4 protein-coding genes are annotated in these 12016 nt (G+C 45.2%); all 4 read right to left on the bottom strand.

The window, feature by feature from the left end; all coding sequences use genetic code 11:
• Positions 1 to 2: 2 nt before the first annotated feature.
• Complete coding sequence (locus ACIFSR_RS33720) at positions 3 to 284, bottom strand: CopG family ribbon-helix-helix protein (RefSeq protein WP_028609437.1); 282 nt, start codon at positions 282 to 284, stop codon at positions 3 to 5.
• Positions 285 to 511: 227 nt separating this feature from the next.
• Positions 512 to 1696, bottom strand: coding sequence for an alanine racemase (gene alr, locus ACIFSR_RS33715; RefSeq protein ID WP_339209523.1), 1185 nt, complete (start codon positions 1694 to 1696; stop codon positions 512 to 514).
• 148 nt (positions 1697 to 1844) lie between these two features.
• A complete protein-coding gene (locus ACIFSR_RS33710; RefSeq protein WP_430063574.1) occupies positions 1845 to 3050 on the bottom strand; it encodes a DUF4367 domain-containing protein in 1206 nt (401 codons plus the stop codon).
• A 1513-nt stretch (positions 3051 to 4563) separates the two neighbouring features.
• Complete coding sequence (locus ACIFSR_RS33705) at positions 4564 to 11874, bottom strand: endo-alpha-N-acetylgalactosaminidase family protein (RefSeq protein ID WP_430063572.1); 7311 nt, start codon at positions 11872 to 11874, stop codon at positions 4564 to 4566.
• Positions 11875 to 12016 lie beyond the last annotated feature (142 nt).

Below are 12016 nucleotides of genomic sequence, written 5' to 3'. Positions count from 1 at the left end.
CTCTACACCCCGCTAACGAGACGGCCTAACGTATGATCTGCTTCTTCCTCCGCTTGAAAAGCTTCCGAGGCCATGTTCAGGTTTATTTTCGCCATTTCCATATACCCGCGCTGCATGGATTCTCGAATTTGACGTTTTTTGCGCTCCACCAAATACAGTTTCATGGCTTGCCGAATAAATTCGCTGCGGTTGGAGTTTTCCTTGGCTACAATCCCGTCAACCTCCTCCAGCAAGTGATCTGGCAGGCTAATCATGATTCTTTTGGTATTTTGTACATTGGCCACCGAACTCGCACCCCCAAAACTTTTCCATAACCTTAATACACATTATGACAATATATTGCCGTCGCTATACTTCAACATATCTATGATAGCCGTATATCAAATATGCTGTATGTTTTCATGTATAGCCATTATAGATGATCTGCCTTACTACATTCGAGATATTTGGCGAAAATCCTCTTCATTTACGAAAAATTGTAAGATGAAACAATTACCAATTCGAATGATGTCTAAGTTAGGGGGTTTTGCACAGCTATTATTTGGTTACCTCTGACATATACGCGAGGTACTCGTGTAGCAAGCATGCAGATTAATTCATAATTTAACGTTCCTAGCTGCTCAGCTACTTCCTCCACTGTAATAGCCTCATTGCCCTGGCGTCCAATGAGCACAACCTCTTCACCTGGCTCAATTGGCAACGCTCCCGCATCAGAAGCTGCATCAAGCGCTATCATACATTGATCCATACATATCGTACCTCGGATTGGTACTTTTACACCTCGTACAAGTCCGTGGGCTTTACCCGTTAGCATGCGACTAAAGCCGTCTGCATATCCAATCGGAAGTGTTCCGATGATTTCTTCGCTTTTTGAAAAATAACGAGTGCCATAGCTGATTCCCCAGCCGGCAGGTACTTTTTTGACCATAACCACTTCTGTTTTCAGCGTCAAGACCGGCTTCAGCTCCACTCGCTGCTGATTAACTTCTTCAGAAGGATAAAGACCAAACATACTAATTCCTAATCTTAGCATACCATCCGCAAATTGCGGAGTGTCAATGCCTGCAGCGCTGTTTGCCGCATGAATAATCGGTATAGGCAATCCATTCTGCTGGACATAATCTGCCACTTCTCGAAATCGCTCGTATTGCATGATCGTATAGCTCTTATCCGCTTCATCCGCACGCGCATAATGCGTAAACAACCCTTCAACTTCAACTTGAGGTATCTGCAACGCCTTTTCAATAAAAGATATCGCAGCGTCTTTCCCGATTATGCCGAGCCGTCCCATTCCGGAATCGATCTTGATGTGAACTTTAAGCTTTCGTCCACTTATGTCAGGCGGCAGCTTTGCAGATGCTTCCATGATGTCATCCCTGAACAGGCTTATTGTAATATCATTGCTTCTAGCGACAGACAAGGCATCCGCAGCCACGAATCCAAGTACAAGAATCGGGGTTAGGATGCCTGCCTTGCGCAATTGCAATGCTTCATCAAGAAAAGCGACTCCTAAATAGTCCACGCCAAAGCGCTCTGCTTCCCTTGCTATTTCTACCGCACCATGTCCGTAAGCGTTAGCCTTAACGGAGGCCATTAGCTTGCAGTCCTGTGGCATGGCATTGCGAAAAGCTTGTAAATTATGTCGTAATGCATCAAGTGATAATTCAACCCTAGTCGGGCGATAAAACGAATCCAAGTCTTTCACCTTCTCCTCATCTTTCAGCCACAACAGTCCGAGCAGCAAACATCAATAGCAATAATGTTAAACCTTGCTGCTAAGACTGTCAATGAAACGAACCTCGGAATTGGCTAGTACGTCTTGGAAATTCGCTCTTTTCCCCGCTTTATTTCCCGATTTCTCCCTGTACCGACTGTGCGACCTTAAGCATTTCCGACTCAGGCAGATTTGCACTGGTAAGCCGGAACTGATGACCCTGGTAAGTCCAGGTGAGCGTCTGTTGTTCATCACCGCTGAGCTGACCCCACGTAAAGCCTAGATCGACCATCACCCCATCTACTAGGGAGGCTGCTTGATCTTTTGGCTCCGTCTGAATCAACGTATAGCTATAATCGCCAGTGTAACGAAGCATCAGACCAGGATTACCGCCAAACTTAATATCGACTAATTCTGGCTCGCCCACACCATCTGGAATGTACGAAGGTTCCATTGCTGTGAAATTAGTGGCTTCAGGAGTAGTACCCGTTGCAGCTCCATCATCTTCATTTTCCGCAGCATTGCCGCTATTATTCGTTTCATTATTACCGTCTACTGCACTGTCAGTTCCTGACTTATTCCCGTCTTTGTCCACTTTATTGCCTGGGGTTCCTGCTTCTACTTCAGTATTCGTATTTGTTCCCTTGTTGCTGGGTTGCTCCGGCGTAGTCATCGTTGGCTCTTCCGTCGCTTGATTAGTAGGAGCAGCATTCATGTTTGCTTCTGTCTCAAATACAGCTTTATCAAATTTTGGACCAAAATCAAATTTGTCAAATTTCACTTCAACCATTACCGTTGCATTCGTATCGCTGACCTCAACCTGAACCGGCTTGTAGTCTGCTTTATTAAGCCAAATCTTTTGACGAGACAATGAACCATTGTTGTAATTAGCCATGACATCAAACACATAAGCATCTTGATCAATTACAAATTGCCGCGAGTTATCAACTAGGATGCTTTGAATGAGCGTTTGATATAAATATACTTGCCCTTGGTTTTGCGGCCAATCGCTTTGGAAGCGGAATACTTTATTCAGCTTCGGTGTGAGAACGAATACGCCGTCGTCATTGCGAAGCACGATTTGTGTAATGTCCTTCTCTTCATTTGTCAGCTTGATCCGATAAAATTGCGGCTTTTGATAGGAAACCTCCACCTTGTATTCGAGTGGCTGCTGTCCCGTTCGCAGCGTCATCGTCCCGCTTCCTTGATAGCTCTCCATACTGTTTACTACCTTGTCGAGCTCCTTAACCACGGACTCGGCGTCCTTCGTTCCGCAAGCCGCTAATACTAATGAAAAAATTAATAATATTGCCGCGGTCCATGTCATGCGACGCATGTAATCATCCCCTCTGCACATTGTTTTTTACTGGCTGATAACATGTCTATGAGGGGACTTGACCAATTATGCGGACTAGTTTGACAAGCAGGGGCTTGGATCAAAATATATGGCTATCTCAGCTCATTTTGACGCGATAGTTTAGTGAGCACATCCCGATTAGCAGCGGCATCGCGGCATCTAAGCGCATAAATACACTTAGTCCGCCAACTGCTTTTCAAAACTGCTCAAATAGATGCACTTCTGCACCTATATACTTCATTTCCATCATATTTATTGTAAACAGGTGCACTTCTGCGCTTATTTACACTCCATGATCGGTTCACGCACATTCTAATCACACTACCAACACTCTGCCTATACAATTTACATACGGTCCAATCGCACTCCTTACACACACTTCACAAAAGCACGCTCTCTCACGTAACTGGCCGCCGTTTCCAACAAATTTCAAGAATGTAACATTGGCTAGTTTAGTGACCACACACCTGTTAGCAACAGCATCGCGACATCTAAGCGCATAAATACACCTAATCAGCCAACTACTTTTCAAAACTGCTCAAATAGATGCACTTCTGCACCTATTTGTGTAATTTCCACCTCATTTATTAAAACAAGTGCACTTCTGCGCTTATTTACACTCCACGATCGGTTCACGCACACTCTAATCACAATACCAACACACTCTGCCTATACAATTCACATACAGTCCAATCGCACTCCTTACACACTTCACAAATGCGCGCCCACACATGCAGTCGCCACACCCTACTAGATCCAAGGATTCAAAACTAACTAGTTTAGTGAAAACACTCCGATTAGCAACAGCATCGCGGTATCTAAGCGTCTAAGTGCATAAATACACTTATTCCACCAGCTACTTTTCATAACTGCTCAAATAGATGCACTTGTGCACCTATTCTCGTCATTTCCAGCTCTTTTGTTAAAAACAAGTGCACTTCTGCGCTTATTTACACTCCACGATTGGTTCACGCACACTCTAATCACACGACCTTCACAATTCATATACAGTTCATTCGCACTCCAACACGCTTTTCGAAAGCGTATTTAGACAGCTAAAGTATAGTAGAGGGGTTCCAGGGGTTCCGAAGGTTCCGAAGGTTCCGAAGGTTCCGAAGGTTCCGGTTTTTTTGTGGTTTCGGGGGTTCGGGGGTTCGGGGTGTTCTGAGGGCTTTGAGGGCTTTGAGGGCTTTGAGGGCTTTGAGGGCTTTGAGGGCTTTGAGGGCTTTGAGGGGCTGCTACAGGGGCTACAGAATCCCTGGGTTCCCTGATTCCGTCTCTTGCTTATCGGCTGCCAGAATCTCATCTAACGGGTCGAGCGGCGTTTGTTTACACGTCAACTACTTAAACAAGCAGCCATGCATCAGAATAGAAAAATAGCGATACAGGAATAACTCCCTATATCGCTATTTTTTCAAATTCAAATACTACTTCTTAGGATAGCCTGATCTGTAATGCAGAGAACTCCACTAGTCCTCTAAAAACTTTAAATCTATTTCAAATAGTCGAACAATCTGCTCAATACAATCGCTGCTTCCGCTCTAGTCAGCTCTTTGTTGGCTTTGAGCGTTTGATCCGGCATGCCTTTCAACAAGCCTGCTTGGATACAAATAGCCAGCGCATTTCTGGACCAAGCGGCTGCTTGATTTTCGTCTTTAAAGCTCGCTAAAATGGCTTCTTCAGAAGTCGCAAGAGTCGGCAGCTTACCTTTCATTTGCAGCACTCGCGTGATAATGACAGCCATTTCCTCACGGGTAAGGGAACGGTCGGGCTCGAATCGTTTGCCTCCTGTTCCTTGCAGCAATCCGGCTTCCGATGCAGCCGATATCACATTGTTGTACCACTTGTCCCCACGCACATCTTCAAACGATTGAGGAGTGCTTGCTTGGAGATTGAATCCCCGAGTGAACATAGCCGCGATTTCAGCGCGAGTAATGGACGCATTAGGGTTAAACTTGTTCTCTGATACGCCTGTTAGAATGCCTTTGGCTGCAAGAGCTTCAATCTCTTTTCTAGCCCAATGGCTGGCTGTATCCTGGAAAGTCACTTTAGTTCCCGCTCCCGGATCTGTGCCTGTGCCTGGACCAGTGCCCGTTCCCGGATTTGTTCCTGTTCCAGGATTCGTCCCTGTTCCTGGATCTGTACCCGGCCCGCTGTTGTCCGCCTGCACTTGCACCGTAGCGATCGCTTTAAGCGTCGTACCTGCAACCGTGCCTTCTACCTGAAAAGTACCAGTTTGCGCATAATCGGAAGCTTTGATCGCATTCCAGACGACCAAAAGATCTTTAACCGATTTGTCACTGTAAACAGCTCTCACAGTCTGAGGCAGCACTGGCGCCGTTCCAACCGTCGTGGTTACCGAAACTGCCTGCAAGCTTACAATAGCGATGACATGAGTCTCCAGCTCACTCACAGCCTTCTCCAAAGCTGTCCTCGCCGATTCAATCTTTTCTATTGTTGCTTCAGCATTGCTGCTCACTTCAATAGCGCTTTGTAGAGCCGCCGCAACAGTCGCCCATGTCACAGGAGTATACTCCGCTTCTTTAAGCGCTTGTGCATCTTTAATTGCTTGCAGCAGGAGCTCCTTGGCGTAATCAACGCCTGTAGTTTTGATATAGAAATCATCCAATATGAAAGCATAATCGGAAGTCGCGTTACCTGCGCCTTTGGCAATCATTTTAAACACGACCTGATAATCGTCTTGTGCTCCAGTGGTGAAGGTTTGGCTATAGCGGATGTAGCCATCCTCTGCCTTAATCCCCGAATTAGGCTTGTTTTGCAGCGTTTCCTTCAACACCGCAGCGCCGTTCGAACGAGACAACACGCTGACCTCGTAGGTAACTCCATTTTCCATCGTATAAGCAAAGCCCAGCTCATACGTCTTATTCGCTTTTAATTTAATGTCGGACTCATTTGATTTGATCAGTCTGCCCACGTCAGTTTCATTCAGCTTTAATGAATTCTGACCATTCAATACCCAAGTCATGACAGGACCGATTTTTTGGTCAGCTGCCTGAACAATCGGATTGTTGTCATGCGGGTTGCTCTGATCCGATGCAATATGAATCATTCGACTGCCGCCTCCATACTCGAAAGGCCCCCAGCCCTCATACACATTCTCAAAATCTTCCTTCACGACATAACCAGCTTGTTCAGCACCGCTTCCCGACGTCAGATGCTTCCAAATTCGGACATCATCGAATAGCACAGTGCCAGCTCCAGCATCTGCGATTAACTTGATTGTTGCCGTTGTCGTGCCTTCTGGCACCTTAAATTTCACATTCATTCTCTGCCAAGTTGTGTCCACATATTTAAATGAGCTTTGATGTGAACCGTCCAAGCCTGTTACATAATTGCTGTACGTTTTGCCGTTCATGGTTACCTGTAAAGAGGATTTTCTTCCTTTAGCGGTTTGAGTCCATACACCAACCGTATACTCTCCTCCCGGAATCAATCCAGTGATTTGCTGAGACAACTCACCAGCACGGCTTCCAATTTCCGCATAGCGGTTCCAGTTGGACCTTACCATCTCTTTTGTCGTGTCGTATCCAACATCGCCTTGAACGACCTTAATGGAAGCATTGGCCGTATCATTAACAGACCATGATCCTTCAACATTAAATTTCTCCGAATTGAAAGCAAAGTCCTTAATCAGGCTGCCTTCTCCCCATTCACCCGCAGAAGGAATCAGGTTTAAAGCATCTGCTGTTGCAGGGTAAAGAACATAAGGCGTATTTTTGCTTGCCTTCGCAATCGTTAGCGATCCATCCACCGCAGCAATCGTATCTACAAGTACCTTGCCTTGCTGCGTTAATTCATACATGTTAAACGATGCAACGTCTTTAAAATCATTTGTCAGTTGCCAAGTCGTCGTATTACCGGTCGTATTCCAGTGGTACAATTTAGCTCCTTCGTTTATGCCTAGAGGCTGGTTGGTCTTCACATCCCACAGCCACGGGATCAAGGAGTCTGCTTCGCTCGTATGACGCTCGGCTGTATCCGTCGTTGTTCCGGTATCTTTCCAAGAAGAGATGACTTTCCCGTCTTTGGAAAGCTCAATCTTGTTGCTTGCTTTATTTCGTTTGGATACAACATTTTGTTCAAAGGTCACTTGATCCGTCTCATATTTCATGACGCCATAATGCTGCATAAATTTTGTCGGAAGCACTTCATTGAAAAACACGGTTACACCCTGTTGAATATCTGGCTTCGAATCCCCCCAAGTCGCTACGACCGGGATTTTCTGGCCTTTAAACAGCGCGTTGCCGACGAAAATATCGAGGTCATTTTTAACCAATCGGTAAAGAATGCTTTTGTTCCCTTGGTTCGGATAACCCAAATCCGTTCCCCAATGGACAAATACCGATCCTGGCTCAATCGGCCCCGCAAATTCAGTTCCTACTTTCAACCCCAAGCCATTTGCATACTGCAGCAATTTATAAGCGTTGTAATCGTTGCCTGTGTATACATCGATATAATAAAAATCCAAAGCTGGGTCATTCGGGTTTGCTGGATCTTTGGTGAGATTGTACAAGTTTGTAAATCGTGACTTCAGATCACCACTCAAAACATCCTTTGTCTGATCTACATAGTAGCTCGTATCGATCCAATCCCAACCTTTTGCTAGCCGATCCTGTTTATATCCGTTTGGCGTAGCGCCTGTCAGATTGGAATAGTTCAGCTCGTTTGCATCAAGATGGTATTCTGTGGCGTTTAAATGAACGCCGACGCGAAGATTATATTTGGCCCCTTCGTCAATCAAGTAGTTAAAATCGGCTAATCCGCCCTGTCTCACCCCAATGTTGGAGTAAGAAGGAATATCATCGTCATGCCCTTCCGCCTGATAACCTTTTTCCAAAATCATTTGACCAAAGCCGTCGGAATAATTGTACAGCACTTTACCGGTGTCCAAAGCGTTCAGGAACGGATCATTTGCCTGACTAGCGAAGTTGAACGCAATGTACATCATATTGTTTTTCATGTCTTCGGCGCCGAACGGCTGCACGTATATTTCTTTACGATAAGCCACAGCCGCATCCTGCCAGTCTACCTTCCCATCGGAATTGCGATCCTCGGTAAGAACAACGTTATACCACGGCAGTGCTTCCTTTTCATTGCTCTGGGTATGACGATAAGTCCACGATCCTGGTTTTACGGTAAGCTTGTTTACAAGGGACTTTTTCTCGGCGTTAACGAGTATCTTATTTCCGCCGCTCATCACGTTATTTTCCATAGACGCGCCCAATCCTTCTACGCTCACCATCGTCATCGTTGCGCCGAATGAACCGGTTTGATTCATTTTGGACATGTCATCAACCAGCTCTTCCGAAATCCCGTGCCACTTGCCGTCAGACTTGTTCCAAGCATACGTCGCGCCTTTCATTGAGCTATCCACATAGAAGAGTGAACTGTTCAACTCGAGAGATCTGACAACAAAATCACTTTTTTCTTGAATTTCGCTCACTTCGAATCGAACAACGTTATTTTCTTTTGCTTCTATGAAAGCCTTAATCACCACGCCAATTTCGTCAAAAGCCATCGTATAGGCATATTTGCTTTCGCCAACCTTTTCCGAAACCGTCTGAGCTGTATACTCCGTATTGTTAATTTGTAATGTATTGGTTTGCTCGTCTGCTGCTTTCATCGTCTTATTGCCGACCTGATAAGAAAAAATACTCGGAAAACCCTTATTCAGCGTCACAGTCAAATCGTCTTTGGTGATCGAATAAAGCTCCGCCGCAAGTTGGAGCCTTGGCATGGATTCCTGTTCAACCACTTTGAGATTGGCAATCGTCATTTCTTTGGCGCTATACCAGGAACGCACTCCAAATTTCCCAGCCCCTGAGGTCACCGTATTATCCGTAACCGCGCCCATATCCGTTCTGTTGCCATCAGCATCAGTAATAGCGAAAGTAACTGTGTTACCGATCAGATTCAATTCGATTTTATACACAGTATCCGCCGCCATGGAATACGCAGTAGGGAAGTTGGAATCGTTGCCGTTTGCAGAAAGCTTCCAAGTTCCATTGATGTCATGAACGATAGATACGTAGCGGTTATCGTCATATCCTCTCAAAATAAATCCATAGCGCCCTCCGTCTGTCCCAGCGCCTACACTCGTCTTGAAATCAAAGGTCACTTTCTGATCGACAACGTCTGGACTGTTATTATCGGTAACGAGAGATACGCCGGGCAGCCTTAATTTAACGCTTCCTTCGCCGCTTTCCAGCACGGCCGGACTGCTCGAATCCATCGCGCTCCAGTTAGGCGTTGCGAAGTCAGGCTCATAAATTCTGATTTCTTCTGCGGTCATCGCATCCATCTCAACTTGCATCACTTCATTTCCGGAATTATAAATTCCAAATGCTCCCGGGGTGAAGTTTTTCGTTTGGACAGTGCCCGCCAAAATGCCATTCACATAAAGATTCAACTCATTTTCGATCAACCGCACCCGCAAAATAAAATCTTTGCCAGGAACAATTTCAACGTTGTCTCCGATAGCTATTTTCTCTCCACCGTTAGGTTGATACAACCATTTTCCTTGACCATCGTAATAAATGGCTGCATTGCCGATTTTAACTCCTGCGGACGAAGCATTTGTCCTCATCTTGACCTGGTATACGCCGTTTTTCACAGGTACGATATCTTCATTTATCGCAACCGATCCCGAAGCGATACTGCCCTTCAAATAACCATCAACGACTTGACTGCCGCCGAATCCTGTCCAGTTCATACTTGAAGCTGTTTCATAATATTGTTCATAATACATCTTGCCTGCGACAGGGGAAGTATCCATTTGGATAAATTCCTCCGTGAACAAAATGTTGTCCACATACAAGTCGCCTTGCCCGTATACCCCGAATGAACCTTCTCCGAATTGTTGTCCGGACGGTAAATTCGCAGTCAACTTAGCTCCATTTATACTTAGTGTGACCGAAGAGTCGCTATATTGTAATCCGACCTTATTCCAACTCATAAGTAATGGACTCGATGAAATAGCGTCACTTGCTACAAAAGGAATAGTGCTGCCATCCTTCTCCAAAATCCAGTGTTCATTCGCAAATTTCACCAAATAGCTGCTGCCTATAGCAAAACCAATCGCATCAGTCGTAGGTTTTACATCCAGCATATAAGTTGCACTCTGCAGGAGAGGTGCGTCGTTATTCAATACGGTGCCCGTGATGCCGGACAACTTCAAAAAGCGATTGCTGCCTTCTTTGATGATGGATGAAGAGCCGCTGCTCCACCCTCCCGTAATGCCATCCTGAAAGTTGTTGCTGTATTGCACCAATTCCTTTGGAGTAATCATTTGATTCGTATACTGCAGGTTGTCGATGTACAGCTCTACTGTGCTTCTGATTCGAAGTCCAAACAAGCCAGCCGCATCTGTAAATTCAGCAAATGTAATATCGCCAACTAGCTTTTTGTTCATATAGACCGTAATTGTTTTTCCATTAAAATTGAACAATAGATTGTTCCATTTCCCCTGAATCGGATAAGGAATATTTAAATTGCTGCCCCAACCTGAGCTGGATTCAGGCAACCAGCGATTTGGATCGACTCCGATTTCGCTAAAGATGCTTGCTGTCTCATTCATTCTGAAGCCAAATGCAAAACCTTGGCCGCTAGAAAGCTTAACAGGATTGACTAGCTTAAAGTCCAATGAAAGCGTACCCGATTGTAGCTGCGGGGAATCCAAATCTGCTCCGCGTTCTTTAGCGCCTTTTTTTAGCGATAATACCTTGTTGCCTGTAATGTCTGTTACCACTTGAGCGTTAAGTCCGGACCAACGCGGTGTGTACGCCGGGTCTTCGTAATTTTGTACATAGTTGATGATATCTGACGGTTTTTCGATTTGGCCAACGCCTTGAATGTTAATATCCTTCAAAACGACTTGTCCTGTCGCAAAACGTTTATACAAGGCCACCTGACCTATTGCTGCCTTCAGATTTAATAAATTTGTTTCCTTGTTGTAATAGGTAACGCCATCAACGATAACCAATAGCTTGTTTCCGTTATAACCAATCTTGATCCGGTAATCGGTATCCATTTTCAACTCAGGTCCTTCAAAAGATTCCCACGCGCCAGAACCATCAGGGCTTTGAATGACCCAAGTCGTACCCGCATCATAACGAATAGACAATCCTTGGGTAGAATTATAGGCACCGATTACAAACCCGATATTGCCTTGCGTCCCGCTGGTGTAACGCAGCATTGCATCGATTGTGCCGGCGGACAGCCATGGTCCTTTATCCCAAGCAGCAATAGCGATATTTTTTTCTAACGAATTCATATCTACTGTAAGCCCATTGTTAACCGATGTAGTCCCGTTTCCTTTCATAAAAGTCATCAATTCGGGCTGCATGGACTGATAGTTGTTGCTGTAGGAAACGACGCTTTGTCCATCTGGCACATTGCTCGTGATCTCATTCAGAAATACTGTAAAATCGTTCTCCCTCACTGTAATTTCTGCGGAAGCCTTGAGGGGAGTGCCTTGAACGGTGCCTTCTACTTTAAAAGCTCCCGCCTCAGCATATTGCGAGGGATCAATTTCGTCCCAGCTTACCTGAACTTGTCCAACGGATTCATCGCTAAATACAGCTTGTACCTCCAGCGGAAGAATCGGCGGGTTCCCTATTGTTGTGTTCATCTCGATAGAGGGAATGCTCGCTATCGTTTTTACTTCAACGACTTCCTCTGCATAGGATACCGCACTTGGCCATACAGCCAGTTGACTCAAAATTGCGAAACAAATCATCCAAACATACAATTTGAAAACCGTGCTTTTTTTCCTCTTAATCATCTTTCACCCATCCTCCATGGTAATCTGATCCTAATCGGATTTTATTAGCATAGAACAGATGAAAGCGCTTAAGAATGATCATTTTTGTTAGAAGTCTGATCTTTTTTGAAAAAAGTCTGTATGGGGTGGGGTGGGGTGGGGT

It is taken from the genome of Paenibacillus sp. NRS-1760 (assembly GCF_050467785.1).
GTDB lineage: Bacteria > Bacillota > Bacilli > Paenibacillales > Paenibacillaceae > Pristimantibacillus.
Note: the sequence above shows the minus strand (reverse complement) of the source record. Positions and strands in the feature narration are given on the sequence as shown.